Here is a 25,989-nt window from a genome sequence, read left to right on the forward strand (position 1 = left end):
TGGGACACTTTTCTCCGGCAGGGCCTTCATTGGATCGGCGATACGGCGAGCGGCGCTCGCGGGGCGATGCCCGCCAGCGCCGGATATGCGGCGGGTTATCGGGAGAGCCCGATCTGGCGCGAGATATCGTCGATCTGGGCGATCTGATCGTTGACGAACGTCGTGAAGGCTTTGCCATGCATCTCGAACGGCATCAGCCCGTTCTGCGTCATGACGCTTTTCCACTCATCGCTGCTGTAGAGCGTGTCGATAGTGTCGACCCACCAGGCGTAGGCGTCGTCGGAAACCTCTGCCGGCATGTAGAAACCACGCCAGTTGGGGGCGATGGTATCGATTCCCTGCTCACGCGCCGTCGGCCACTCCTGCAGCTTGCCGGGCAGGCGCTCCTCGGAGAGGATCGCCAGGGGGCGCAGGTCACCGGACTCGATGAAGCTGATCACTTCCGAGATGTCGCCGGTGAAGGCATCGACGTGGCCTCCCAGGGTCTGGGTCACCGCCTCGCCGCCGCCGTTGTAACCGAGGTAGGGGATGCGCGCCAGATCGTCGACGCCCGCGGCATCGGCCGCCATCAACAGCTTGAGGTGATCCCAGCCGCCGGTCGCGGTGCCGCCGGTGAAGGTCAGCGCCCTGGGATTCTCCTTCAGCGCTTGCATGACGTCGGAGAGCGATTGGTAGGGCGAATCGGCGGCAACGGCGATGACACCATAGTCCGCGCCCAGCGTCCCGATCCAGTTGACCATGCTGGCATCCATCCCGGGAAACTGGCCGCGGGCCAGGCCGGTCGTGGTCACGGTGCTGGCGGCGACGATCACGTTCTCCTGACCGGCACGTTTCTGGACCACGTGGGAGAAACCGACACCGCCACTGGCGCCTGGCATGTTGATGGTCTGCACGTTGCCATCGACCAGGTCGAGGTCGCTGAGCACTCGCCCCACGGAGCGGCAGGTGAAGTCCCAGCCGCCACCGGGATTGGCGGGAGCAATGCAGTCCACCTTTCCGCTCTGCTCGAAAGCCTGGGAGGCACTGGCGACGCTCCAGAGCAGACCGCCCACGATGAGCGTCTTGAGTTGAGGCTTGATCATTGGCGCGTTCCTCTTCGTCTTGTTATCGATTGGCATGGGAGACCTGTCTGCTGTGCCTTGTCACCGGGAGGGGACGACAGCAGACGGTAGAGGACTGTAGCGAGGGTCGCCGACGGGAAAAATTGGTTTCTGGGCAAGCAAGGCTTCGTGCTTTTCGAAGGGTTTACACCTTCGTCGCAGCGACCGCGCCGGGTCGCGTCTCGCTGGCTTCGAGCTCTCGGGTCCCCGCGCCGACCAGATGGTCTACCATCTGGCGGGCGATCAGCGGCAGTGCGTCCAGGTCGCGGACGCCGATGACCAGCTCGCGCTCCGCCCACTCGTCGATCAGCGGGACCGTCGCCAGGGATAGGCTCTCCCGATAGGCGGCGACGGCCCGGGCGGGCAGGATGCCGATTCCCATGCCCCGGTCGATCATGCGGCAGATGCCCTCGAAGCTGCGTACCTGGATGCGCATCCGCAGTGGCCGGGACAGCCTCTGGGAATCCTGGTGCAGCAGGGCGTGGAGTGACGAGTCCTGCTCCAGCCCGATGAAGTCGTGATCCAGGGTCTCGGCGAACGCCAGCCGCTGTCGGTTCGCCAGTGGATGGTCCCGGGCGGTGACCAGCACCAGTCGGTCCCGGCGGTAGGGCTGGATCGAGAGGCCGTCGGCGGGGATGTGCGCGGAGAAGATGCCGATGTCGGTAAGGCCGTCGCGGACGGCCGTGATGATCTCGTGACTCAGGCGTTCCTGCATGTCGATGCGAATCTGCGGATAGCGCCAGGTGAAGTCGCTCAGGTCGTCGGGCAGGAACTCGATCACCGCGGAGGTGTTGGCGTGCAGCCGCACATGCCCGCGGATTCCCACGCTGTACTCGCTGAGATCGGCGTTGAGGTGGTCGAGGCTGTCCAGCATGTGGCGGGCATGGTGGAGCAGCGCATGGCCGGCGGGGGTCAGCTCGACGCCGCGCGGGCGCCGATAGAGCAGGGTGGTCGAGAGCTGGGTCTCGAGATCGCTGATGCGCTTGCTCACCGCTGCCAGGGCCAGGTGCTCCCGTTCGGCGGCGCGGGTCAGGCTTCGCAGGTCGGCGATGGCGACGAACAGCTTGAGTGTGATGAAGTCGAGCCGCTTCATGGTGAGGGTGTCCGTTTGGCGACGAGTTTGCGGCCACTCTAGCGTTCGCCATGGACGAAGCCTAGCTTGACGATCGCCTAATTGTGGCAGCCCGAGTGCTGGGTCACTCTGCCGCTATCGATAAACGATCATGGCGGCAGCGGTTCGAGCGAGGCGGTGCCGGTGTACGTGACGGAGGAGAGCGATATGGCGGCCAGCGACGACGCGCAGGCGCTAGCGGGACTCAAGGTGGTGGAGCTGGGTCAACTGATCGCGGGGCCCTTTGCCAGCAAGCTGCTCGGCGAATTTGGCGCGGACGTGATCAAGATCGAACCGCCGGGCACGGGTGATCCGTTGCGCAAGTGGCGCGTGCTGAAGGACGACACCTCGCTGTGGTGGCACGTGCAGACCCGCAACAAGCGATCGCTGGCGCTGGATCTGCGCTCGGCAGAGGGGCAGGAGATCGTGCGTCGGCTGGTCGACGAGGCGGACATCGTGATCGAGAACTTTCGCCCCGGCACGCTGGAGAAGTGGGGGCTGGGCTGGGAAACCCTGAGCGAACGTAACCCCGGCCTGATCATGGTGCGTATCTCCGGTTACGGACAGACCGGCCCCTATCGCGACCGACCGGGTTTCGGCGTCATCGGCGAGGCGATGGGCGGGCTGCGCTATCTCTCGGGGCATCCCGACCAGCCCTCGGTGCGGGTCGGCATCAGCATCGGCGATTCGCTGTCGGCGCTCTACGGCATCATCGGCGCCCTGCTGGCCTTGCAGGAGCGCCATCGCAGTGGCCGGGGGCAGTACATCGATGTGGCGCTCTACGAGTCGGTCTTCGCGATGATGGAGAGCCTGATTCCCGAGTACGACGGTGCCGAGGTGATCCGCGAACCCAGCGGCAGCGCCCTGCCGGGGATCACGCCCTCCAATGCCTACCCCTGCGCGTCGGGCGATGGCGATAGCGACGAGTACGTGCTGATCGCCGGTAACGGCGACAGCATCTTCAAGCGCCTGATGACGGCGATCGGTCGCCAGGACCTTGCCGATGACCCGCGCTTCGCCCACAACGATGGCCGCAGTCGACACGCCGAGCTGATCGATGGGGCCATCGCCGACTGGACCCGACGCCACCGTCGCGACTACGTGCTCGACGTGCTGGAGAGCGCTCACGTACCGGTGGGTTATCCGTATACCGCCAGGGATATCGTCAGCGATCCGCACTATCTGGCCCGGGAGATGATCGAGACCATTCGGCTGGGCGATGGCGAGTCGCTCAAGGTACCTGGCGTGTTACCCAAGCTGAGCCGGACGCCGGGCCGTATCCAGGGCGGCGGCCCGGCACTTGGCCAGCACACTCGGGACGTGCTCGACGAGCTCGGCATCGACCGCGAGACCCAGGCGAAGATGCGCGAACGAGGAGTGATCTAATGACGACGCCGACACAGTCCATCACCGTTAACGACGTGGCGCCGCGAGACGGTCTCCAGATCGAATCGCGGTTCGTTCCCACGGAGGAGAAGATTCGGCTGATCGACGCGCTCTCCCGTACCGGGCTGGCGAAGATCGAGGCGACCTCGTTCACCTCGCCCAAGGCGATTCCCAACCTGCGTGATGCCGAGGAGGTGATGCGCGGTATCGAGCGAGTGCCGGGGGTCGAATACGTGGTCCTGGTTCCCAACGAGAAGGGGGCCGAGCGCGCGCTCGCCTGCGGGGTCGACGAAATCAATCTGGTGCTGTCCGCCAGCGACAGCCACGGCCGAGCCAACCTTCGCATGACCGCGGAACAGTCGCTGGAGCGCTTTGCCAACATTCTGGAGATCACCAAGGGAAGCGACGTCTTCGTCAACGCCTCGATCTCGACGGCATTCGGCTGCCCGTTCGAGGGCGAGGTGCCGTTCAAGCGGGTGCTGTCGATCACCGAGAAGCTGCTGGCGCTGGGCGTCCAGGGGATCACCCTCTGTGACACCACCGGGATGGCCAATCCGCGCCAGGTCGCCGATCTGAGCCGCGAGACGTTGAGCCGCTGGCCGTGGCTGCCGGTGACGCTCCACGTCCACAATACCCGCGGGATGGGGCTGGCCAACGCCCTGGTCGCGTGGCAGAGCGGGATCACGCGCTTCGATGCCGCGCTGGGTGGCCTGGGCGGCTGTCCCTACGCGCCGGGGGCCACGGGCAATGTCTGCACCGAGGACCTGGTCCACATGTTCGAGCAGATGGGCGTGGAGACCGGCGTCGACCTCGACCGGCTGATCGCCGCCGCCGAGTTGCTGCCGGCGATGATCGGCCACGACGTGCCGGGTCAGGTGGTCAAGGCCGGCACCTCGGATCGCCGCTATCCGCTGCCGGAGAAGGCCAACGGCTGAGCGTCGTCAGGCCGCTGCCGCGTCGCGCTGGTGAGCCAGGCGGCCATTGGCCCAGGTCGCCGCCACCGTACGGTCGTCGCCCAGCGTCATCAGTGCGAACAGGCGTTCGGACAGGGTCGTTGCCTGGGATAGCCGGCGCGCCATCAGCGGGGTGGACTCGGGGTCGAGAACGGCGATATCCGCCTCGAACCCCGGCTGCAGGCTGCCGATCTTGTCATCGAGGTGCAGCGCCCGGGCGTTGCCCAGCGTGAGCCGGTAGAACCCCTGCCAACCGGTCAGCGGCTGGCCCAGCAGCGCCCCCACCTGATACGCCCCCTGCAGCGTGCCGAGGCCGGACAGCGAGGTGCCGCCGCCGACATCGCTGGCCAGCGAGGTAGCCAGCCCGGCGTCGCGGCAGGCCAGGCGGTCCATCAGCCCACTGCCGAGGAACAGGTTCGAGGTCGGGCAGAAGGCGATGTTGGCGCCACCCTGCGCCAGCCGCCGGCGCTGCTCCGCGTCGAGATGAATGCCATGGGCGAAGGTGCTGCGCGGGCCGACGAGTCCATGACGCTCGTAGACATCGAGATAGTCACGACTTTCCGGGAACAGCTCGGCGACCCAGGCGATCTCGCCGCGATTCTCCGACAGGTGGGTCTGCAGGTAGAGATCGGGGGCATTGCGCAGCACGCCACCCACGGCGTCGAGCTGCTCGCGGGTCGAGGTCGGGGCGAAGCGTGGGGTCAGGGTGTAGTCGAGACGGTCGCGTCCATGCCAGTCGGCGATCAGCCGCTCGCTGTCGCGAACGCCGCCGAGGGTGTCGTCGGTCAAGGCCTCCGGCGCATGGCGATCCATCAGCACCTTGCCGGCGATCATGCGCAACTGTCGACGCTGGGCCGCCGCGAAAAAGCTGTCCACCGAGACCGGATGGGAGGAACAGAATACCTGCGCGGTGGTGGTGCCGACCCGCAGCATCTCGTCGAGGAACCGTTCGGCCCCGGCCTGGGCGTGTCCGGCGTCGGCGAACCGGCATTCGGCGGGAAAGGTGTAGTCGTTGAGCCAATCGAGCAGCTCGCGGCCATAGGACGCCATGATATCGAGCTGAACGTAGTGAACGTGGCTGTCGATGAAGCCGGGCATCATCAGCTTGTCGCGGTAGTCGACGATCTCGATCCCGGCCGGTAGTCGATCGGCGAGCCCCTCGAAGGGTTCGACGGCGTGAATGTGGCCGTCGACGATCCAGATCGCGCCGTCCTCGAGATAGCGGGTGGTGCCGGTCAAGGGCACGGCATCCTCGCCGGGATCGTCGAGGCAGGTGAACAGCGGGCCGCGAAGCAGACGTTGATGATTTGTCATGGTCATTCTCTGGCGGAATCTCTTGAATGGGCGGTGTCGGTCGGCTCGGCGCCTGCAAAGGCGGAACGAAGTCGCTCCGGCGCCGCGCCTCGTTGTGCCGGTGCGCCTCCCGGCGGGCGTTGATCGGCCAGCAGTTCGGCGGCAACGCTGATCGCGATCTCGCGGGGGCGCTTGCTGGCGGTGGAGACCAGGCCGATGGGACAGCGAATCCGCGCCAGAGCGGCGCCATCGAATCCGGCGGCGGCCAGGCGCGAGCGAAAGCTGGCCCATTTGCTGTTCGAGCCGATCATGCCGATGGAGCGCAACGCCCCATCGCCCGAGTTCGTTCGGGATAACAGGGCGGCGACAAGATCCCGGTCCTGGGCGTGGTCGTGGGTCATCACCAGCACGTGCGTATTCGGGGGGATGGCCGCCACGGCCCGTGCCACGCCTTCGGCATTCGCCGCCAGCGTCAAGGGGCGGATTCGGTCGGGGTAGCGGTCGTGTGAGGGCCGGGGCGGAAACGCCCCCGCGCGGCTGTCGTACCAGTCGATGCGCCAGGGCAGTGGCGCGAGCAGTTCGACCAGGGCCTGACCGACATGGCCGGCACCGAACAGCGTCAGATGGCTTTCGGCGCCGGCGAAGACCTCGATCAGGACATGCACGAACCCGCCACAGCACTGCCCGGAGCGGCCGCCCAGCGCAAACGCCTCGAGATGGGTGCCTGCCGCCACGGGGGTTGCCGCCAGATGCCGCCGGGCGATCTCGATCACCTGCTGCTCGAAATGGCCGCCGCCCAGCGTATCGATGACCGCCGTCGGAGTGATCACCAGCTTGGCGCCGGGCTCCCGAGGGGTCGAGCCGGCAGCGCCGACGACGCTGGCGAGCACGTGAGGGACGCCGCGCTCCTGCAGGCGATGGAGCGCGGCGTGCCAGCTTTCGTGGTGGTCCCCAGCTTCGCAAGCCTCGTCGACGCTCATCGTGGGTCCCCGGCGTTCGCCTGCGCGGCGCGTAGCGCCTCGGCTGCCATTAGTACCCGCTCCGGCGTGGCAGGAGTATCCAGCGACGGACTGGCGCGGTAGCCGGTCAGGCTCGAGAGTGCATCGCGCAGCGCCGACCAGACCGAGATGCCGAGCATGAATGGTGGTTCGCCCACGGCCTTGGAGCGATAGATGCTGGCCTGGGAGTTGGGATGGCCCTCGAGCAGCTCGACATTGAAGATGGGTGGCAGGTCGCCGAAGGTCGGGATCTTGTAGGTGGCGGGGCCGTCGGTCAGCAGCCGGCCGTCGTCGTTCCACTTCAGTTCCTCGCTGGTCAGCCAGCCCATGCCCTGAATGAAACCGCCCTCGACCTGACCCAGATCGATGGCCGGATTGAGCGAGTCGCCGACATCGTGAAGGATATCGACGCGCTCGACCCGATACTCCCCGCTCAGGGTGTCGATACGGACCTCGCTGACCGCGGCGCCGTAGGCAAAGTAGTAGAACGGCCGGCCCTGGCCGGTGTCGCGATCGTAGTGGATCAGGGGCGTGGCGTAGAACCCGGTCGCCGATAGCGAGATGCGACCGAGATAGGCCGCCTGGACCAGGTCCCCCCACGCCACCCGCTGATGCACGTCGCCGACGCCGGAGACCAGTTCGCCGTCGACGAGACGCAGCCCCTCGCGGTCCAGGCGATAGTGCTCGGCGGCGAAGTCGAGCAGACGCTGGCGGATCTGTGCGGCGGCGTCACGGGCGGCCATGCCGTTGAGATCGGCACCGCTGGAGGCCGCGGTGGGCGAGGTGTTGGGGACCTTGTCGGTGCGGGTGGCGCTGATGCGTACCGAGTCGAAATCGAGCCCCAGTTCGCGGGCGACCACCTGGCAGATCTTGGTGTGCAGACCCTGGCCCATCTCGGTGCCGCCATGATTGATCATTACGCTGCCGTCGGTGTAGACGTGAAGCAGGGCGCCCGCCTGGTTGAGGTGCTTGGCGGTGAAGGAGATGCCGAACTTGACCGGTGTCAGCGCCAGGCCGCGCTTGATCACGGCACTTTCGCGGTTGAACGCGGTGATCTCGTCGCGGCGCTGCCAGTAGTCGCTGCTGCGTTCCAGCCGCTCGATGATCTCCACCATCAGCGGATGCTGGTCGACCTGCTGGCCGTAGTGGGTGGTGTCGCGACCGCTGCGATAGAGATTGCGCTTGCGCACGGTCAACGGGTCCTGGCCGACATGGCGGGCGATGTCGTCCATCGCCAGTTCGGCGATCATCATTCCCTGGGGGCCACCGAAACCGCGAAACGCCGTGTTCGAGGCAGTATGAGTACGCGCCCGATGGCCGGTCACGCGCGCGGCCCCCAGCGAGTAAGCGTTATCGGCGTGGAACATGGCGCGGTCGACCACCGCTTCGGAGAGATCCGGCGAGTGACCGCAGTCGCCGATCAGGGTGATGTCGCCGCCGAGGATCACACCGTCATCGTCGAAACCCAGCCGGTAGCGATTGTGGAACGGATGGCGCTTGCCGGTAGCGCGGGTATCGTCGCCGCGGGGCAGGCGCATGCGAACGGCGCGGCCGGTTCGCCTCGCCAGCAATGCCGCGACGCATGCCCAGGGCGCGGCCTGGGTCTCCTTGCCGCCGAAACCGCCACCCATGCGTCGATTCTCCACCGTCACCGCATGGAACGGGATATCCAGCACCTCGGCGACCAGCTTCTGGGTCTCGCTGGGGTGCTGGTTGGAGGTATGGACGATGACGCCCTCATCCTCGCTGGGCACGACCAGGCAGGCCTGACCCTCGAGGTAGAAGTGTTCCTGGCCGCCGACGAACTGCGCGGCTTCGAGCACGTGGGGGGCGTGCTCGAGCGCCTGCTCCCAATCCCCGCTGACCTGCCGGTGGGTGGGGCGTACGAATTCGCCGGCCTCGGCGGCGGCGACCGGGTCGAAGCGGGGCGGCAGCGGCTCGATCTCCACCACTGCCGCCTTTACCGCGCGGCGCGCCTCGAGATAGCTGGTGGCGGCCACGGCGAACAGCGGCTGGCCGACATAGCTGACTTCCTCGTCGGCAAACATGGGGTCGCCCGGGAACACCGGCCCGATATCGCGATGCCCGGGAATGTGCTGCGTCGTGATCACGTCGACCACGCCGGGCATCGCCCGCACCGCATCGAGGTCGAGGCGGATCACCCGGCCATGGGCCACGTCGCTCAGTCCCACCATGGCGTGCAGCGTATTGCCGGGTGCCGGCAGGTCGTCGATGTAGCGGGCGCGTCCGGTGACATGCTTGATGGCGCTCTCGTGAGCCTGGGCGTGACCGGCAGTGTCCCGGGTCGGCCGTGGGCTGACGGTGTCGCGGGCAACCGGCTCGTCGCCTTCGAGCCGGCCGATCTCGGCGCCTTTCCCCCGGTCGGCCTCGGCCAGGGCTTCCGGCACGGCTTCGGAAGCGACGCGCGCCGATCGGTATCGTTTTTCAGTCAGCGTACGCATCGAGTGTCACCTCCTGGGTCGGTTCTTCCAGGCCCGCATGGGCGAGTGTCAGTCGCCAGCGTTCGAGCAGGTTGGCCGCGGCGGTGGCGCGGTAGTCGCGGGAGCCACGGGCGTCGCTCATTGGCGTGAGCGACTGGTGGAGTGCCCGCCTGGCGGCGCCGAAGCTCTCCTCGTCGGGGGCCTTGCCCTCCAGCGCGGCCTCCACGGCAGTGACTCTCAGCGGGATCGCCGCCATCCCCCCGTAGGCGACGCGCACGTCCCGCAGCGTGCCGTCCTGCAGTTGCCAACGGAAAGCGCCCAGCAGCGTCGAGATGTCGTCCTCGCGCCGCTTGGAGAGCTTCCAGACGCGCTGTTCGTGGCCGTCGCCCGGCCTGGGGAGGAAGATGGCGGCGATACACTCGCCGGGAGCGAGAGCGGTCTGCTTGTAGTCGAGGAAGAACGACTCTAGCGGGATCTCCCGAATCCCGTGCGGTCCGGCGAGACGCAAGATCGCGTCCAGCGTCAGCAGCACGGGCGGCGTATCGCCGATGGGGGACGCGTTGGCGATATTGCCGCCGACGGTGGCCCGATTGCGGATCTGCTCCGAACCCAGCCGGGTCAGAAGATGCGCGAAAGCGGGGTAATGGGTTTTCAGCAGCGGCTCCCACTCGCGGTAGGTGACCGCCGCACCCACCCACCAGCCGTCCGCGACTTCCTCGATCCGGCGGAGCTCCTCGACCTGGCGCAGATCGATCACGGCGTCGAACCGCGCGAGCCGCTGGGTGATCTCGAGCCAGAGGTCGGTGGCGCCGGCGACCAGCCTGGCCTCGGGATGGCGCTGCATGGTGGCGATGAGCTCGGCGAGCGTGGTCGGCGTGAGATAGCCAGTCTGGTCCTCGCCGGCCACGGTCGGGGAGAGATCGCGAACCACCTGCTCGAAGGCGGGGTCCTCCGCCCAGGGGGGGCGAGTGTCGGTGCGTTCACCCATGCTACGGGCGGCGTCGCGTATCGGGCGGTAGCCCGTGCAGCGGCACAGATTGCCGCCGAGTGCCGCTTCCAGGCGGTGGTCGTCCAGTTCTTGCCGGGGGAGCGCTCGCTGCTGTTCGTGCAGCGCGAACAGCGACATCACGATGCCGGGGGTGCAGAACCCGCATTGACTTCCATGGCACGCCACCATCGATGCCTGGGCCGGATGCAGCGCATCGCCCCGAGCCAGGCCCTCGACGGTCACCAGGTGGGCGCCCTGCAACTGATGAGCCGGGGTGATGCAGGCATTCAAGGTGTGATAGGCCATCGCGCCTTCGTGGTCGGGGCGGGCGATGGCGACAGTGCACGCGCCGCAATCTCCGGAGGCGCAACCTTCCTTGGTGCCATGCTGCGCGAGAGGGCCTCGCAACAGCTCGAGTATGCTCGTGTCGGGCGCGGCGGCCAGCCGCCGATGCTGGCCGTTGAGGAAGAATTCGATCATGGGGAGCCTGCCGTTGTCATTGTGCGGGGTGCCGTCTGCCGGCAACCTTGCAGGATAAATCCTGACCGATCGGTCAGCTTCGTATAGCGTCTTCGATTCCGGCCATGATGGCAAGTGCTCTCCGCCGGGGCCGAAATGGGTCCTCCGGCAGACAACCCTCATGATTCAGCATAGCATCGGCATCGGAAGCCACTGATAGGCGCGCCAGGGGCGTGGCAGCCTGGCACGGCAGCGGGCGCTTTCAGTCTGATTGATGGGTAAAAGGAGTTCAGGTGGATAATCACGATCTTCCCGAAGCCACGGCCCGGGAACGTAACGAGCAGCGGATCTTCGAGGCGGCGGAGAGCGTCTTCGCCCGACACGGCTATCGGGGCGCCAGCATCCAGGCGATCGCCGCGGCTGCCGGGATCCCCAAGTCCAACGTCCTCTACTATGTCGGCAGCAAGCGCCGCCTCTATATCACCCTGCTCGAGCGTACGATGTGGCGCTGGAACGCGATGCTGAGCGATATCAGCGTCGATGACGATCCGGCGGAGGTGCTGGAGGCGTTCATTCGCAGCAAGATGCGGCTGAGCCAGACCCATCCCAGAAGCTCGCGCCTCTTCGCCAACGAGATACTGCAGGGGGCACCGTTCCTGAAGGAGTCGCTATTCGGTGAGATGCGGGAGTGGGTGGAAGCCCGCGCCGAGGTCTTCCGCCACTGGGCGGAGCGCGGATTGATGGACCCGGTGGATCCCGTCTGGCTGATCTTTCTGATCTGGTCGGCGACCCAGCACTACGCCGACTTCGAGACCCAGATCGTGGGGATCACGCATCGTGAGAAACTCAGCGAAAGAGACTTTCAGTCGGCTGGCGATTTTCTGTGCCAGGTGATCATCAAGGGGTGTGGTGTCCGAAGGCGTGATGGTGCGGTCTAGGTCGATGATGAACCGGGCTGGAAAGCCACGCGGCGTCGAAGCGGGAGGGGGTTGGTAGAGGTCGGCTGACCGTTTCGGCGTGCGACCCGATGACGGAAGCGAGTCCTTTCGCACTCAACTTCCTGTCGAGTCTCAACCTTGAGGGCCGGCAACGTCCTGTTGCTCTGCTGTCGATCCCTGGATGCTGTCCCTATCGCGTTCCGTGCGTCGTCGCATCGTCCTTGAAGGGGCTTCCTTGCGGCAGCGGCATCCTGCCATGGGCAGTGTATATGAGACTCGATCGCCAAGGCGACGGGAAAATCGCTAAAAAGCGTTAAGTTACAAAGCGATACGCTTGGGGTGGGGTTCGCCTTGACTTGCTCTCAAGTGATTGTTTCGCCGCTAGAATCGAGAGTCGAACGCGACGCTTCGAATCAGCGCGACCGTCGGCTTGCCGACCACCAGTTGCATTTCGTCACAGGCCTGGCGGGTGAGTCGGGCGCGCAGCGGTTGGCGCCCAATCGTCAGGCGCACTTCATTGGCGCTGGGTTCCTGGGTCGAGGGTTCGATCGCGTCGATCACCACCGCGAGCCCGTTGCGATAGCTGGTGCCCTCGGGCATGGCATGGGCGAGGGCAACGTCGCGCACGCCCACGCGCAGACGTACCGGCGTCCCCGGTGGGTGGTCGAGCGCCGGGATGCGAAGCGTCTGTCCGTCGTCGAGGACGACCCGGGTCAAGGCGTAGGCGGGGTCGTGGTCGACCACCCGGGCACTCAGTCGCGTGACGGCATCGAATCCACCCAGTCGCTCGGTGAGGTCGAGTCGCATCATCAGCGCGTCCAGCTGGCCGTGTGCCGTCAGCCGGCCCTGCTCGATCAGGGCGAGGTGATCGGCGATGGCGGCGATCTCCGTCGTGTCGTGGCTGACGTACAGCACCGGCAGGTCGATCTCCCGGGTCAGGCGGACGAGATAGCTCAGCAGCTCCCGCTTGCGCTCTCCATCGAGCCCGGTCAGCGGCTCGTCCAGCAGCAGCAGGCGAGGTTGGGTCAGCAGCGCGCGGCCGATGGCGACCCGGCGCGCCTCTCCCCCCGAGAGGGTGCCGGGCAGGCGCTCGAGCAGATGGCCGATTCCCAGCAGTGCCACCAGGTCGTCGAATTGGGGACGCGCTGCCCTCGGCATGCCGTAGGTGAGGTTGCCGCGAACCCGGTAGTGGGGGAACAGCCGCGCTTCCTGAAAGACGACACCCAGATGGCGCTGGTGAGGCGGTACATGGGTACGGCTGGCGACCTCGGTCAACAGTCGCTCGCCCAGCCGGACATGGCCGGCATCGGGGCGATCGAGGCCGGCAATGAGTCTCAGCAGGCTGGTCTTGCCGCTGCCGGACTCGCCAAACAGCGCGGTCACGCCTCGGCCCGGCACCGTCAGGGCGATGTCCAGGTCGAAGCCGCCCAGCCGCTTGCGCAGCCGACACTCCAGCGCACTGCGCTCGGCGGCGGCGGGTACGCCCGGGGTCGAGGGATGAATGTCTCCGCTCATCGGTCGCGCTCCTCCAGGCGCTTTCTGGCGCGCCGCGCCAGCCACTCGGAGGCCATCAGCGACAGCATGGCGATGACGATCGACAGCACACAGAGTCTGGCGGCGGCGGCTTCCCTGCCGGGCGTCTGGATCAGGGTATAGAGCGCCAGGGGGAGGGTGCGGGTCTCGCCCGGGATGTTGGACGCGAAGGTGATGGTGGCGCCGAATTCCGACAGCGCGCGGGCGAATGCCAGGACCGTGCCGGTCAGCAGGCCCGGCACCGCCAGGGGCAGGGTGATCGTGAACATGACGCGCCAGCGGTTGGCGCCGAGGGTGCCCGCGGCCGCCTCCAGCTTGGGGTCGACGGCCTCCAGCGAGAGCCTGACGGCGCGGACCAGCAGCGGGAATGCCATTACGCCGCCAGCGATGGCCGCGCCTTGCCAGGTGAACGGTAGCGACAGGCCGAAGCCCTGATAGAGCCAATGCCCCAGCCAGCCTTGGCGTCCCAGCGACAGCAGCAGCAGATAGCCCACCACCACGGGCGGGAGCACCAGCGGCAGGTGGAGCAGGCCGTCGAGCAGGGATTTGCCGCGAAAGTCGTGACGGGCGAGCAGCCACGCCATGGCGACGCCGGGAACCAGAATCCACCCCACGGCACTGCCGGCGATCTTCAGGCTGAGAGTGATCGCCTGCCACTCTGCATCGGAGAGCGCTATCGCCTCGAACATCCGCGACTCAGTCGGATTCGACCGGCGTGAAGCCGTAACGAGCGAAAATCGCCAAGGCGTCGTCACCCGTCAGCCAGCGCCGGAACGCCTCGGTGGCATCGCTTGGCGTTGGATTGACCACGGCGAGCGGGTAGGTGATCGGGTCGTGGCTGTCGTCGGGGAATACGCCGACCTGCTTGACCCGATCGCTCGCCTCGGCGTCGGTCTGGTAGACGATGCCGAGCGGCGTCTCGTCGCGCTCCACCAGCGCCATGGCGGCGCGGACGTTGTCGCCACTGGCCAGCCGCGACTGCAGTGCGTCCCACTCGCCGATCGACTCCAGCGCCTGCCTGGCGTAGATGCCGGCCGGTACGTGGCTGGTCTCGCCGACCGACAGGCGCTGATCGTCGCCCAGTAGGGAGGCGATCGTGGTCCCGTCGCCCGGGGTGAAAGCGGCAACGTCGCTGGTCGTCGGCGCGATCAGCACCAGTCGGTTCCTGAGCAGGTCGGCGCGCGCCTCGACCGAGAGATCCTGGGTTTCCAGCCAATCCATCCACTGCTCGTTGGCGGAAAGATAGATGTCGGCGGGAGCGCCGCTGGCGATCTGGCGCGCCAGCGTCGATGAGGAGGCGTAGACCGGGACGATATCGACATCGTGGTCGGATTCGTAGGCCTGGATCGCTGCGTTCATCGCATCGGTCACCGAAGCGGCGGCATAGACCCGGACCGGATCGGACGCGCCGTCGGCATGCGCGACGGCCGGTACGCAGAGCGCCAGCGCCAGCAGGGCAGGTGGGATTCGACGGGCCGAGAGATTCACGGGCTTCTCGCTATGTATGAATGGAAATAACGGGAAGTCACTATAGCTGCCGGTAACGCGGTGGTCGAGAGGGAATCGGGCGGAGCCGTGGATCAGTCGGCGTCGGCCGCCGCTTCGGCATCGGGGGTGCCAGTCGACGCGAGACGGTTCAGCAGCGTTTTTCCATGGGGGCTGTCAGCGAGATCGGCCATCAGCCGGCGATAGTCGTCGACCAGGGCGCGCCCCTCTGCCGTCAGAGTGGCACCGCCACGCCGAGTACCGCCGGTGACGGTGTCGATCACCGGTGCGGCGAGGTGCCGGTTCATGGTGTCGAGAAGTTGCCACGCTTTCTTGTAGCTCAGGCCCATCTCGCGACAGGCCGCGGCGATCGAGCCGTGCCGCTCGATCGCCTCCAGCAGCTCGATCTTGCCCGGTCCGACGACGATCTCCCGGTCGGCAACCAGGCGAAGCTGAAAGCGTGGCGAGGGGTGGTGAGTTCGGGTCATGGCGGCATCGTGGCGGTGGCGAGCCCCTGTTGTAACACAGGCGCTCGCCACGGGCCCAGGATCAGGCCGTCTGTGCCACCTGCTGGCGGACCCCAACCCGCCAGCGCAGGTAATCCACGGCGACGAACAGCAGCAGACTGGCGCCCATCACCGGCAGGGCGTAGCCGAGGGCGGCCGCAACGAGGAGGGCGACCAGTCGCGAGCGCCGGTCCATGAGCCGGAAGATGGCGGTCAAGGTCTGCGGCTCCCCGGAAGCGGCGGCCCGCCGACGCCACCACATCGCGTAGCCCCAGCAGATCAGGGTGGCGAGGCACGAGGCGAACGCGATCAGCGCCAACTGGTTGGGCAGTCCGAACAGCACGCCCATGTGCAGGTCGATGCCCCAGCGAGTGAGCTTGGCCGCCAGCGGGAAGGTGGTGAAATCGGTGCGGTCGAGTACCGCAAAGCTGTGCGGATCCAGCGCCACCTGATCGACCTCGGTGGGCCATTCGCGGCCGATCTCGCGCACCTTCCAGGCGCGGTCCGGCGCTGACGGCGGCTGCAGCTCGATCTTGCCCGCCAGCAGGCCGGCGTGGCGGGCTGCCGCCAGTGCTCGGTCGAAGTCGGCATCGGTGACCGGCGCCGTTCCCATGTCCATCCCCCCCGCGCCGTGGTGGTGCTCGGCGTGAGGATCGGCGGCCGCGGTCTCCTGCCCCTGGAGCACCGTGGAGACACCCGGTGTGCCCCAGCCCCAGGCGTGGCGCAGTTCGGCGATATTGCCGCCAGCCCACTTCGACCAGGTGAGACCGGTCGCCGAGAAGAATACCAGTCCGACCAGCGCTACCGCTCCAAGGGTGGCGTGACGCTGGCGTAGGCGTTGCAGTCCCGCCGCCTGCCGGCGGGTCCGACGGCGGCGCCACCACAGGAAGCCGCCGCCCAGCGCGGCGATCCAGAGCCAGGAGGCGGCCAGTTCGCTGTAGAGGCGGCCGGGTTCGCCCAGCAACAGGCTGCGGTGGAGCTGGTCGATGGTGGTGCGCAGCGGCAGCACGCCACTGGTGCCGTAGACCGGCAGATCGCCGCGTACCGCCAGCGTCACCGGGTCGATGAACAGCGCGCGGTGCTGGAACTCAGCCACGCTGGGGTCGTCGAACATCACTCGCGTGGTCTGGCCTGCCGCCGGCGCCGGGCGCACCGCGGCGGGGGCCGCGCTGGTCCCCGCGGCTACCTGGGCGGCGGCGATCTGGCGTGCCAGCGGCTGTGCCTCTCCCTCGCTCCGGGTGGTCAAGGCGTCATGGTAGAGCCAGCTCTCCAGCTGGGGCGTCAGCGCATAGGCAATCCCCGATAGCGCGGCGACGAGCAGGAAGGGCCCGACGAACAGGCCGACGTAGAAGTGAAGACGAGTGATCAGTGCAACCCACAAGGGGCGCTGGCGGCGATCGGCCGCCGATGAAACGGTGTCCATGGGTGAACTCCAGGCCTGAACCGGATGGCAGCGCCCGACGACGGTCGTCGGGCGAGCGTGACATGGCCCCGATGCGCATCGGGTCACGATGGGCGCGCGGAGCGGGGAAGGGTTCAGGCCAGGGGCGGTGCACGAGAGGCGTAGCGGGGATAGACCGGCGTCGGCGACGGCGGGGCGATGACCTCCAGCGGATGTTCGGCCGACGGTGGCGGCGTTACCGGTGGTGTGACACGCGGCGGCGCGATGCCGGGTGCGTGGAGAAACAGCTCACAGTACCCGCAGGCGGCCATGTGCCAGTGGTCGTCTGCGCTCATGCTCCGAGCGGACGATGGCATCCGATGGTCGTCGACGGCGGCCGCGTGATGGGACGTGGCCATCATCATGCCGCCGTGGGCCGGCATCTCCATCAGGCGCTGCATCTGGCTGATCAACGGGCCCGTGAACGCCATCAGCATGGCGAACAGCGCGAGCGCAGTCAGCGGGCGGTAGCAGCGATGCCAGAAATGCGTCATATCTCGTCCAGGACGCCGTCGTCAGAGGGGGACTCTACGCGCTGGCGGTTTGGCCGCCAATCATGACCGCCCGGGTGTGTAATTATGTCGCACCCGACGCGAGTCAGGGATGGGCGAGCTGGACGTCGAGGCGATACCCATGCTGGTAAATGCTCTGCAACTTGATGCCGTGGCGGCCATCCAGTTCCAGTTTGCGCCGCAGTCGGCTGACATGAGTGTCGACCGTGCGGGTAGCGATGTCGCCTTTATGGCCCCATACGACTTCCAACAGGTGGGCTCGTGAGAGCAGTTCGCCGGCGTGAGCGAACAACAGGCTGACCAAGCGGTATTCTCTTTCTGTCAGCGGGATCCCTTCCCCAGCCAGCGACACCTGGCGCTGGTTGGCATGGAGCTCGTAATCGCCGAGTCGATGGCGTTCACGGGGCAGGGGAGAACTGACGCGTCGCGCCAGCGCGTTGACCCTGGCGACCAGTTCCCGTGGTCGCAGCGGTTTGCCGAGGAAGTCATCCGCGCCCAGCGCAAGCGCCTTGACCACGGTCTCCTCCTCTTGGTTCGCCGTCACGAACAGGATCGGGCCCAGCCAGCCATCGTGCTGTCGAAGCTGCGCCAGCACGTCCATGCCGCTGGCATCCGGCAGATACCAGTCGAGGATCATCATGTCGAAATGATGCTGCTTCAGTCCTCGGCGGAAGTCGCTGGCGCGGGAAAACATCCGCGGCCGGTGGCCGGCGCCGTCGAGGCAGATTTCAATGAAAGCCTGCTGATCCGGATCGTCCTCCAGCACGCCGATGTGCATGGATGTCGTCATGAAGTCCCTCGGCCGTCGAATGGTGATTCGCCGCTTGGTCCAGTCTGCCTCAGTGTCACAAAGGTTCACAGTCTGGATCGAGAAACTCGAAATATAATCGACAAAAGATCTGGGGGAGCGGCGGAAATGGGCGCACTGACACGGTCATTTGGCGGTCTGTTGGTTTTCGGGATAACGCTGTCGATGCCGGCCTGGGGGCTGGAGCAGCCGAGTGGTTCGATCCTGCTGACGGTCTCCGGCAATATCGGCACGACCAATGTCGGTGATACCGCCCAATTCGATCGCGCGATGCTCGAGTCACTGACGGGGGGCCGCACGCAGACTCACACGCCATGGCATGACGGCCTGATGACCTTCGAAGGCCCATTGGGCCGTGCCGTGCTGCAGGCGGTCGACGCCAGAGGTGACGCGCTGCGAGTCGTGGCCCTCAACGATTATGCGGCGACGATACCCGTTGGTGACTGGCAGCGCTTTGACGTGTTGCTGGCGCTGACGGCCAACGGGGAACCGCTGCGCGTCAGGGACTACGGGCCGATATTCGTGATCTATCCCTTCGATGATCACCCTGAACTGAAAAACGAGGACATCGTCACCCGCTCCGTCTGGCAGGTGACGCGGATAGAGGTCCAATGAGGTCTCGAATCCGGTGCCGGGCGTGACCGCCAGATCCCTGTTCTCTCGGCGATTCAGGGTCGCGACCTTCGCGGCCGTGCTGTTCTTCTCGTGCACCCTCGTCACCGGCGGGATCATCGTCGCCCGACAGCAAACCGTTGCCGGCCGCCTGCTCGAAAATCTGGTATGGGCCGCGTACCAGCTCGATCGCGAGGGTCGAGAACTCTCCGCAAGATTGTCATCCCTGGCGTCGGAGGCAGAGTGGGAGGCGGTTCAGCTTCGTTTCGAGATCTTCTACAGCCGGTTGACACTCCTGCAACGCGGGGAGCTCGGTCGGTCGATCGAGGCGGTGAAGGATGCCCGATCGCATCTCGACAGGCTCGTTCGCGAGATCGTGATGCTGGATCGAACGCTTCAGGCCTTGTCGACCCTGCCGTGGACCGAACGGATCCCCAGACTCCCCGCTCCCCGGCAGCGGCTGGAGGCGATCAAGCTGTCGACCCAACAGTTACTGGTCGACATCAACGCGAGGGTTTCCTCCGGTCGCCTGATCGAGCGTCGCCAGATGATGCAGCTGTACGGCCTGGCATTGGCACTGGTCGTATTGGCGATGCTATCGGGTGCCATCCTGATCAGGGCCCTGTTTCGAGAGGCGAGGAGTCGACATCACAAACTACAGCAGCTGGAGGTCCAGCGTCAGGCGCTGAATGAGGCCGTCGAGCGCGCCGAGCGCGCGAGTCGCAGCAAGTCGGAATTCATGGCAGTCATGAGTCACGAGATTCGCACGCCGCTCAACGGTGTGGTCGGGATGTCGGACTTGCTGTCCACGGAGGTCGTCTCGACGCGGGGGCTTCAGTATCTGAAAGCGCTGAAACAGAGCGCCTCCGGGCTTCAGGTCATCATCAACGACATCCTCGACTACTCCAAGCTGGAGAGCGGGAGCCTGGAACTCGATCGGCACGCTTTCGACTTGCAGGAATTTCTCGACCAGATCTACGAAGAGTACCGACTCTGCGGCACCCGCGTTGCCTTCGTCCGGGCGCTTTCACCCCGACTGCCAAGATATGTCGTCGGCGATGTGACCCGGCTACGGCAGGTATTGATGAATCTGCTAAACAATGCCTTTAAGTTCACCTCCGAAGGCCAGGTGGCCCTGAACGTCTTCCACGACGAGGCGTGTCGAATTCAGTTCGAGGTGTGCGACACGGGCTGCGGTATTCCCGACGATTATCGAGCCCGACTGTTCACTCCCTTCTCCCAGGTCGATGCATCCATCGCCCGGCGACACGAGGGGACCGGATTGGGACTGGCGATCTGCAAGCGTCTAGTCGACGCCATGGGCGGCGAGATCGGTTTCACTGGCCGCGAGGGCCTTGGCACTCGCTTCTGGGTGAGCCTGCCGCTGCCGGAGGTTTCCTCCGTGGAGGCGGTGGCCGCGTTGCCGATACTGGCGGTACCGGTGCAACGAAGCATTCTCGTCGTCGAGGACAACGCCATCAATCAGCAGGTCGCTCGCGGTATGCTGGAGGCACTGGGCCAGCGTGTCACGGTGGTCGAGAACGGCCGTGAGGCACTGGCACTGTTGCGGGAACATCGCAAGGCGTTCGATCTGGTTTTGATGGATATGCAGATGCCGGTCCTCGATGGCGTCGAGACTACCCGGCGCTGGCGATCGCAGGAGCCCCGGCCGATCTTGCCGATCGTCGCCATGACCGCGAACGTGATGCCCGAGGATCAGCAGCGCTGCCTCGACAGTGGCATGCAGGGCGTGATCCTCAAGCCGTTCACGCGTCAGGAGCTGCGTCAGGTGCTGTTAACGCATCTGGGATCGGTCTCCGGGACCGTCGGCGACGATGGTGCCACTTTTCCACCGGGGCCGGCTGGAGGCATAGCCGAACCGCCGGCGCTCGTGGACGACTCGGTCTGTCGGGAGTTGCGCGCCTCGCTGTCGAGGGATGCTCTCGAATCGCTCTACCACCGTTTCTTCCTGCGTCTGGAAGACAGGATCGACGCCTTGAGGTCGGCCATCCGGAATGGCGATGTCGTGATGATTCGTCGGGAAGCGCATTCGTTGAAAGGGGCCGCCGCCGCGCTGGGCTGTCTCGGCCTGGCGGAGCTGGCGGCCGGTTTCGAGGCGCTGGCGACGGCGGAAGGTCTGGGTCATATCGAGGACCAAGTCGATCGGTTGATCGCCTGCGCCGAGCGCACCCGCCAAGCCATCGCGATCCCGTTGGCAACGGTGTCCCTGGAGGCCTCAACCCAAGGCGGCGAGCACGCTTGACGAGCGATACCAGGCCTCGAACTTTGACCCCGGCATGGGGCGGCCCAGCCAATACCCCTGAGCGATGTCACAGCCGGCATGGCGCAGGAGTTGATACTGCGTCTGTGTCTCGATGCCCTCGGCCACGACCTTCATGTGCAACCGATGGCCGAGGTCGAGGATCGACAAGGTGATCGCTTCGGCGACAGGGTCCTGGTCGGCGCGGGAGACGAAGCTGCGATCGAGTTTCAGCTCGTCGAAGGCGAGGCGGTGAAGCTGCGTCATCGACGAGTAGCCGGTGCCGAAATCATCCAGCGACAATCGACAGCCACGCTCGCGTAATCCCCGCAGGATATGGGCGGCGTAACTCAGGCACTCGATGCCAGTGGATTCGGTGACTTCCAGCGTGAGGTGACGCAATGGCGCTCCCCGGGATTTCGCCAGCAGATCGAACGACGCCAACACGCCGGCGGACCGGATCCATGCCGAGGGTATGTTGACGGCCAGATTCAGTGCCCAGCCATTGGCGTGCCACCGGGCAAGCTGCTCGAACGCCAGGGTGAGCACTCTCCAGGTCAACTCGACGATGAAGTCATGACGTTCGGCGAGCGGGATGAAAAGATCGGGCGCGATCGTCCCATGATCCCGCGTCTGCCAGCGCAACAGGGCCTCGGCGCCGGTCACGCGCTCCCGGCGCAGATCGAATTTCGGCTGGTAGACCAGGAAGAATTCGTTGCGTGACAGAGCGCGAACCAGATCCTCGATGGCGAGTTGTCGTGGGCGTGACGCCAGGGGTTCGAGCAGTTGATCCAAGCCGGTCAGCAAGCGTCGCTTCGGCAGAAATCCCAGCATGCCGAGGCCTTTCTTGCGACCTGCCTGGATGACTCGATCGGCGATATCGTCCGCGCATGCGCTCAACAGCACGATCGAGGCGTCCAGTCGCAGATCCTGAAGATATTGCAGGACATCGAAACCGTCGAATTCGCCAAGTGCGAAGTCCAGCAAAATCAGGTCGACCGCCATTCTCTCGGGCCCGCGAGCCAGCTCGTCGAGGCCGCCCACGGCATCGACCTGATAATCCCGCTGGCTGAGCAGATGCGCGGCCAGGGTGCGGATTTCGTCGTCATCGTCGATGACCAGAGCGCGTCTCGGCATGCTTCTCCCTTGTTGATGGCAGGATCGGTGCGTTCCAGGACGGCGGCCAGGGCCGCCGTGCCCTCAGAACGATTCCCACTCCAGCGCCCGACTGGCCTTCGGTGCAGTGGTGATGGCGTGCCGATTCGGCGTCGCCGGCGTCGTGCGCGCGCTGGACTTGACCGGTGGCGCGGTCTGGCTGAGCTTGAAACTCGACAGCAGCTCGTCCAGTCGCAGTACCTGGTCGCGCATCTCTGCCGCCGCCGCGCGCGACTGCTCGACCATGGAGGCGTTATGCTGGGTCATGCTGTCGAGGTCGGAGACGGCGGTGTTGACCTGACCAATGCCGATACTCTGCTCTTTGGTGCCGGCACTGATCTCGTTGATCACATCGTTGACATGCTGAACGCTCTTGACGATGTCCTGCATCGCGCTCCCTGCCCGGTCCACCAGCTCCGCACCGCTGCGCGCGTGGGCGACGGAGGTGTCGATCAGCGTGCGGATCTCGTTGGAGGCCTCGCTGGAGCGACTTGCCAGAACCCTGACTTCCTGAGCGACGACGGCAAAGCCACGACCGTGCTCACCCGCGCGTGCGGCTTCCACCGACGCGTTGAGCGCGAGGATGTTGGTCTGGAAGGCGATGCTGTCGATCATCGCGATGATCTCGCTGATCCGGTTCGATGAATCCCTTATATCGCCCATGGTAGCGATCACCGCTTGCATCGTGTTCTGACCGGCCCTGGCGTTGTCGACGGTGTCCTGGGTCAAGCGAGAGGCTTGCTGGGCCGAATCCGCGGTGTTCTTGACCGTGGCGGAGATCTGCTCCATCGAGGCTGAAGTCTGCTGCAGGTTCGACGCCGACTGCTCGGTACGGGAAGCGAGATCGTCGCTGCTGTGGGCAATTTCGTCAGCCGCGACGCTGACCGAGGCGGTGCTGTTGCGAACGCCCTGCAACAGTTTGTCGATCCGGGTGATGAAATTGTCGAACTGGGTTGCCAGATCGCCGATCTCATCTCGCCGGCGGCTGGCGATTCGGGCGGTCAAGTCACCGTCGCCCTCCGAGATTTCCCGGATGCGGGCAGTGATCTGGCGAAGCGCTCGGGACATCAGAAGCGGCCCGCCCAGGGCGAGAGAAACCGAGAGGACGAGGACGACGATACCGAACCCGATGATCGCGGTTTCCTGGGTGTCGGCGCGGGAGAGCGCGGCGGACTCCAACTCGGGAATGAGTTCGAAAGCACGCTGTCCCGCAAGATCGTAGATCAGTCGCAGTTCCTCGAAGGCTGCCAGAGAGTCGCCCTCCAACTGGTCGCGAGCCGCGGCGGTGTCGCCATTGGCGTGAAGCTCGAAAGTTTTTCGTGAGGCGTCGAGCCAGTCCCGGTATTTGTCATCGACACCGGCGGTCGTCGCGACCACCTCCGGGTAGTCGGCCATCAGGGTCCGGAAACTCGTAACGCGATCCCAGGCCTGGCGGGCATTTTCACCATGCTCGGCCAACGCCTGTCGGGCGCGCTCGGAGCCTGGTGTCGACCGCAGGAATTCGAGTTCAGCGACTCTGGACTGGTAAAGATCACGGTCGCCGTTCAGGACATCGCCAATCGCGGCATTGAACGTGCCGCCAAACTCCTGCATGCGAAACTTGAGAGATTCGATCAGTCGGTAGTCGGCCAGATAGACAATCATCAAGGCGAGGGGGATCAGGAGAAACGCAAGCGTGTACTTGATGCGGATTTGTCGAAAATTGGTCAGCATGGACGTTGCCTCGGTTCGGGGTAGGTAACCGATAAATAAGGCGCTTCCCATGCTTAGTCGACTATGTGAATCGATATGTTACATTTGTTGACATTGCCGGATTTTCCGAATGGTACTTTCGTCCTGCTGGCGTAAAGAACTATCCAATCCGGCCGATATTGCTGGATTTTAACCCCCCATTTTTTCGACCCTATCCATGATGTATTGCGCGAAAAACTCTCCGGATACAGCGGTCGGAAACTGTCGGATGGGTATCGCCACTAACGCTCGGTGAGGGCGACTTCGTGGGCCAATAGCCACTGTTTTCTGCCGACACCTCCCGCATAGCCCGTCAATCTGCCGTTGCTGCCGATCACTCGGTGGCAGGGGACGACGAGAGAGATCGGATTGCGTCCGTTGGCGGCGCCGACCGCTCTAACCGCCGTTGGGGCGCCGATCTCCACGGCGATGTCGCGATAACTGCGAGTCTGGCCATAAGGGATCGCCCGAAGCGCCTGCCAGACCCGGGCCTGGAAGTCGGTGCCCCGAGGGGCCAGCGGCAGGTCGAATCTCGTCAGCTCTCCCAGGAAGTAGGCTTCCAGCTGCCGCGCACATTGCGCGGTGACGGCATTGGGGTTGTCGACGTGATCCGGGGTCTTCGAGAAAGCGATCCAGGTTAGGCCCTGCGCGGTGGCGCGAATCTCGATGGGGCCGAGAGGGATCGAGGCCGGCGGTTGATAGCGCTGGACGAATTCGTCGTGATGCGTCGGCAGGCGGGCGTCGTACTGAGGGAAGTCGGTGTTCATAGGATCTGGTTCCAGAGCTGCATTGTGAGATAGCTGCGCCACGGGGACGCGGAGGCGACATTCACTGGCGTCTCCCGACGGGCGAGTGCGCGGCGCAGGCCGACATCGCCGTCCAGCCAGATGTCGGGGTCGCCGTTCCCACGCATGGCGACGACGTTGGCCGTCCATGGGCCGATGCCCTTGAGCGAGAGCCACTGCCGTGGGTCGTCGCCGATGTCCCCCCGGTCATGGGCGTTCGCCAACCGCCGGACGGTTTCCCGGCGGCTGGCGGGTAGCTTCAGGAAAGCCAGATCGCTGGCGGCGATGGCGCTGGCGGTAGGAAAGCGCCGGCGTCCGCCGGTTTCGGTCTCCCCGAGGTGGTCGACCAGGCTCTGGATCAGGCGATTGGCGGCGGCGATCGAGATCTGCTGGCCCAGCACGGCACGGATGCCGGCTTCGAAGACGCTCCAGGACCCCGGCAGGCGCAGCCCCTCGGCCAGCGGTAGATCCGGTAGATGTCGCTGCAGGTGGGCTTCGATGGTGGCGGTGTCTGCATCCAGGTCCAGCATCCGCCGGATCTGACCCACGATGGCACTGAGGTCACCGAGCTCGCTCAGGATCAGCGTGACCACGAACTGGTGGCGCTCGGGGTCGTGCCTGGCCTCGAAGTAACCGGTGGTCTCCCCCTGTCTCAGGGTCCGCCCCAATGAATGTTCGTCGACCCACTCGAGGCCGTCGATGACGTGAAGCGCATAAAAATGGCGCAGGCGTTCCCACTGGTAGGGCGGGCGATAGGCGAGTTTGACGGTCAGGGCGGCGCTGTTGCGCTTGCGCCGTCGGATATCACTGGGGGCCAGCGCCATCTGTCGTTTGAAGGCATCGTTGAAACGGCGGAGGCTGGAGAAGCCGCTGGCGTGGGCGACATCGATCACCGGCAACGTCGTCTCGTGCAGCAGTTTCTTGGCGAACAGGCACTGGCGGTAGATTGCGTACGCCTTGGGCGATACCCCGAACCGACGCTGGAACAGCTGGCGCAGATAGCGCTCGCCGATACCCAGTCTGTCGCAAAGCGCCGTGACATTGCCCTGCTGCAGCGCGCCGGCATCGATCAGACGAATGGCCCGCGCCAGCGTGGTCTGGGGCCCCTGCCAGGCGGGAGAGTCCGGTGCGCTGTCCGGACGGCAGCGCAGGCAGGGGCGAAAGCCGGCGCGGGCAGCGGCGACTGCCGACTCGAAGTAGCGAACGTGGCGCTCCTGCGGGAGCGCCGCCGGGCAGATCGGGCGGCAGAAGATCCCGGTGGTTTCCACGGCAATGAAGAAGCGACCGTCGAAGCGGGCGTCCCGAGCCAGGCGGGCACTGCGGCATTGCTGAGGGTCGAGCATGGTGGCGCGTCCTGATCATCGTCTCGACCTCATTGTAGCGGGACGAGTCGGCGGGGCTGGCCGGATCCGGCACTCAATGACCGCCACGACGAGGATATCGGGTCGTCGGGTCGAGGCAAGAACGGCGCCCGCGAGGCGCCGTCCGAGAGCG

22 protein-coding genes are annotated in these 25,989 nt (G+C 65.8%); 5 read left to right on the top strand and 17 right to left on the bottom strand.

Annotation, left to right across the window (positions count from 1 at the left end; genetic code table 11):
* Positions 1-95: 95 nt before the first annotated feature.
* Both DOM56_RS11195 and DOM56_RS11200 read right to left on the bottom strand, forming a co-directional pair.
* The gene (locus DOM56_RS11195) at positions 96-1,082 is read right to left on the bottom strand and encodes a tripartite tricarboxylate transporter substrate-binding protein (protein ID WP_110708824.1); all 987 of its coding nucleotides are present in this window, start codon (positions 1,080-1,082) and stop codon (positions 96-98) included.
* Positions 1,083-1,245: 163 nt separating this feature from the next.
* Positions 1,246-2,193, bottom strand: a complete 948-nt coding sequence (locus DOM56_RS11200; protein ID WP_110708825.1) for a LysR family transcriptional regulator — start codon at positions 2,191-2,193, stop codon at positions 1,246-1,248.
* A gap of 186 nt (positions 2,194-2,379) precedes the next feature.
* On the opposite strand from DOM56_RS11200, the gene DOM56_RS11205 reads away from it, so the two are divergent.
* Both DOM56_RS11205 and DOM56_RS11210 read left to right on the top strand, forming a co-directional pair.
* Positions 2,380-3,597 carry a CoA transferase gene (locus tag DOM56_RS11205; protein ID WP_110600421.1) on the top strand — a complete coding sequence of 406 codons (1,218 nt, stop codon included), beginning with the start codon at positions 2,380-2,382 and terminating at the stop codon, positions 3,595-3,597.
* Positions 3,597-4,532 carry a hydroxymethylglutaryl-CoA lyase gene (locus DOM56_RS11210; RefSeq protein WP_110708826.1) on the top strand — a complete coding sequence of 312 codons (936 nt, stop codon included), beginning with the start codon at positions 3,597-3,599 and terminating at the stop codon, positions 4,530-4,532. The genes DOM56_RS11205 and DOM56_RS11210 overlap by 1 nt, the downstream gene beginning before the upstream one ends.
* 6 nt (positions 4,533-4,538) lie before the next feature.
* Here DOM56_RS11210 and guaD read toward each other — a convergent pair whose 3' ends face one another.
* From guaD to xdhA, 4 genes are read right to left on the bottom strand one after another with little or no spacing between them, the layout of a single operon-like run.
* Positions 4,539-5,864 carry a guanine deaminase gene (gene guaD, locus DOM56_RS11215; RefSeq protein WP_110709346.1) on the bottom strand — a complete coding sequence of 442 codons (1,326 nt, stop codon included), beginning with the start codon at positions 5,862-5,864 and terminating at the stop codon, positions 4,539-4,541.
* Between the two features lie 2 nt (positions 5,865-5,866).
* A complete protein-coding gene (xdhC, locus tag DOM56_RS11220) occupies positions 5,867-6,823 on the bottom strand; it encodes a xanthine dehydrogenase accessory protein XdhC (RefSeq protein WP_110708827.1) in 957 nt (318 codons plus the stop codon).
* Positions 6,820-9,303, bottom strand: coding sequence for a xanthine dehydrogenase molybdopterin binding subunit (gene xdhB / locus DOM56_RS11225; RefSeq protein ID WP_110708828.1), 2,484 nt, complete (start codon positions 9,301-9,303; stop codon positions 6,820-6,822). Before xdhB ends, xdhC begins: the two co-directional genes overlap by 4 nt.
* Complete coding sequence (gene xdhA, locus DOM56_RS11230) at positions 9,287-10,750, bottom strand: xanthine dehydrogenase small subunit (RefSeq protein WP_110708829.1); 1,464 nt, start codon at positions 10,748-10,750, stop codon at positions 9,287-9,289. Before xdhA ends, xdhB begins: the two co-directional genes overlap by 17 nt.
* Before the next feature lie 272 nt (positions 10,751-11,022).
* On the opposite strand from xdhA, the gene DOM56_RS11235 reads away from it, so the two are divergent.
* A complete protein-coding gene (locus DOM56_RS11235; protein WP_110708830.1) occupies positions 11,023-11,667 on the top strand; it encodes a TetR family transcriptional regulator C-terminal domain-containing protein in 645 nt (214 codons plus the stop codon).
* Positions 11,668-12,048: 381 nt separating this feature from the next.
* Here DOM56_RS11235 and modC read toward each other — a convergent pair whose 3' ends face one another.
* From modC to DOM56_RS11270, 7 genes are all read right to left on the bottom strand, one after another.
* Entirely contained in the window at positions 12,049-13,182 is a 1,134-nt protein-coding gene (modC, locus tag DOM56_RS11240) for a molybdenum ABC transporter ATP-binding protein (RefSeq protein WP_110708831.1), read from the bottom strand.
* Positions 13,179-13,889, bottom strand: a complete 711-nt coding sequence (modB, locus tag DOM56_RS11245; protein WP_110708832.1) for a molybdate ABC transporter permease subunit — start codon at positions 13,887-13,889, stop codon at positions 13,179-13,181. Before modB ends, modC begins: the two co-directional genes overlap by 4 nt.
* A gap of 7 nt (positions 13,890-13,896) precedes the next feature.
* A complete protein-coding gene (gene modA, locus DOM56_RS11250) occupies positions 13,897-14,688 on the bottom strand; it encodes a molybdate ABC transporter substrate-binding protein (protein ID WP_232822261.1) in 792 nt (263 codons plus the stop codon).
* A 92-nt stretch (positions 14,689-14,780) separates the two neighbouring features.
* Positions 14,781-15,173 carry a winged helix-turn-helix domain-containing protein gene (locus DOM56_RS11255; protein WP_110708833.1) on the bottom strand — a complete coding sequence of 131 codons (393 nt, stop codon included), beginning with the start codon at positions 15,171-15,173 and terminating at the stop codon, positions 14,781-14,783.
* A 61-nt stretch (positions 15,174-15,234) separates the two neighbouring features.
* Positions 15,235-16,614, bottom strand: a complete 1,380-nt coding sequence (locus DOM56_RS11260) for a PepSY-associated TM helix domain-containing protein (RefSeq protein ID WP_110708834.1) — start codon at positions 16,612-16,614, stop codon at positions 15,235-15,237.
* A 113-nt stretch (positions 16,615-16,727) separates the two neighbouring features.
* Positions 16,728-17,126 (bottom strand): DUF2946 domain-containing protein, encoded by a 399-nt coding sequence (locus DOM56_RS11265; protein ID WP_110708835.1) that lies wholly within the window; start codon positions 17,124-17,126, stop codon positions 16,728-16,730.
* Between the two features lie 103 nt (positions 17,127-17,229).
* Positions 17,230-17,934 carry a response regulator transcription factor gene (locus DOM56_RS11270; RefSeq protein ID WP_232822262.1) on the bottom strand — a complete coding sequence of 235 codons (705 nt, stop codon included), beginning with the start codon at positions 17,932-17,934 and terminating at the stop codon, positions 17,230-17,232.
* 126 nt (positions 17,935-18,060) lie between these two features.
* Here DOM56_RS11270 and DOM56_RS11275 point away from each other — a divergent pair, with 126 nt between their 5' ends.
* Together DOM56_RS11275 and DOM56_RS11280 are read left to right on the top strand one after the other, a co-directional pair.
* The gene (locus DOM56_RS11275; RefSeq protein WP_232822263.1) at positions 18,061-18,567 is read left to right on the top strand and encodes a hypothetical protein; all 507 of its coding nucleotides are present in this window, start codon (positions 18,061-18,063) and stop codon (positions 18,565-18,567) included.
* A gap of 22 nt (positions 18,568-18,589) precedes the next feature.
* Positions 18,590-20,827, top strand: a complete 2,238-nt coding sequence (locus tag DOM56_RS11280; protein ID WP_157958215.1) for an ATP-binding protein — start codon at positions 18,590-18,592, stop codon at positions 20,825-20,827.
* Here DOM56_RS11280 and DOM56_RS11285 read toward each other — a convergent pair.
* The 4 genes from DOM56_RS11285 to DOM56_RS11300 form a co-directional block, all read right to left on the bottom strand.
* A complete protein-coding gene (locus DOM56_RS11285) occupies positions 20,801-21,961 on the bottom strand; it encodes an EAL domain-containing response regulator (protein WP_110708838.1) in 1,161 nt (386 codons plus the stop codon). The two genes, DOM56_RS11280 and DOM56_RS11285, sit on opposite strands and share 27 nt — an antisense overlap.
* Before the next feature lie 63 nt (positions 21,962-22,024).
* Entirely contained in the window at positions 22,025-23,692 is a 1,668-nt protein-coding gene (locus DOM56_RS11290) for a methyl-accepting chemotaxis protein (RefSeq protein ID WP_110708839.1), read from the bottom strand.
* A gap of 260 nt (positions 23,693-23,952) precedes the next feature.
* Positions 23,953-24,477, bottom strand: a complete 525-nt coding sequence (locus DOM56_RS11295) for a methylated-DNA--[protein]-cysteine S-methyltransferase (RefSeq protein ID WP_110708840.1) — start codon at positions 24,475-24,477, stop codon at positions 23,953-23,955.
* Positions 24,474-25,838: an AlkA N-terminal domain-containing protein gene (locus tag DOM56_RS11300; protein ID WP_110708841.1), complete on the bottom strand. Its 1,365-nt coding sequence runs from the start codon at positions 25,836-25,838 to the stop codon at positions 24,474-24,476. The genes DOM56_RS11295 and DOM56_RS11300 overlap by 4 nt, the downstream gene beginning before the upstream one ends.
* Between the last annotated feature and the right edge of the window lie 151 nt (positions 25,839-25,989).

Origin of the sequence: Salinicola sp. CR57, assembly GCF_003206585.1 — a bacterium.
Taxonomy (GTDB): domain Bacteria; phylum Pseudomonadota; class Gammaproteobacteria; order Pseudomonadales; family Halomonadaceae; genus Salinicola; species Salinicola lusitanus.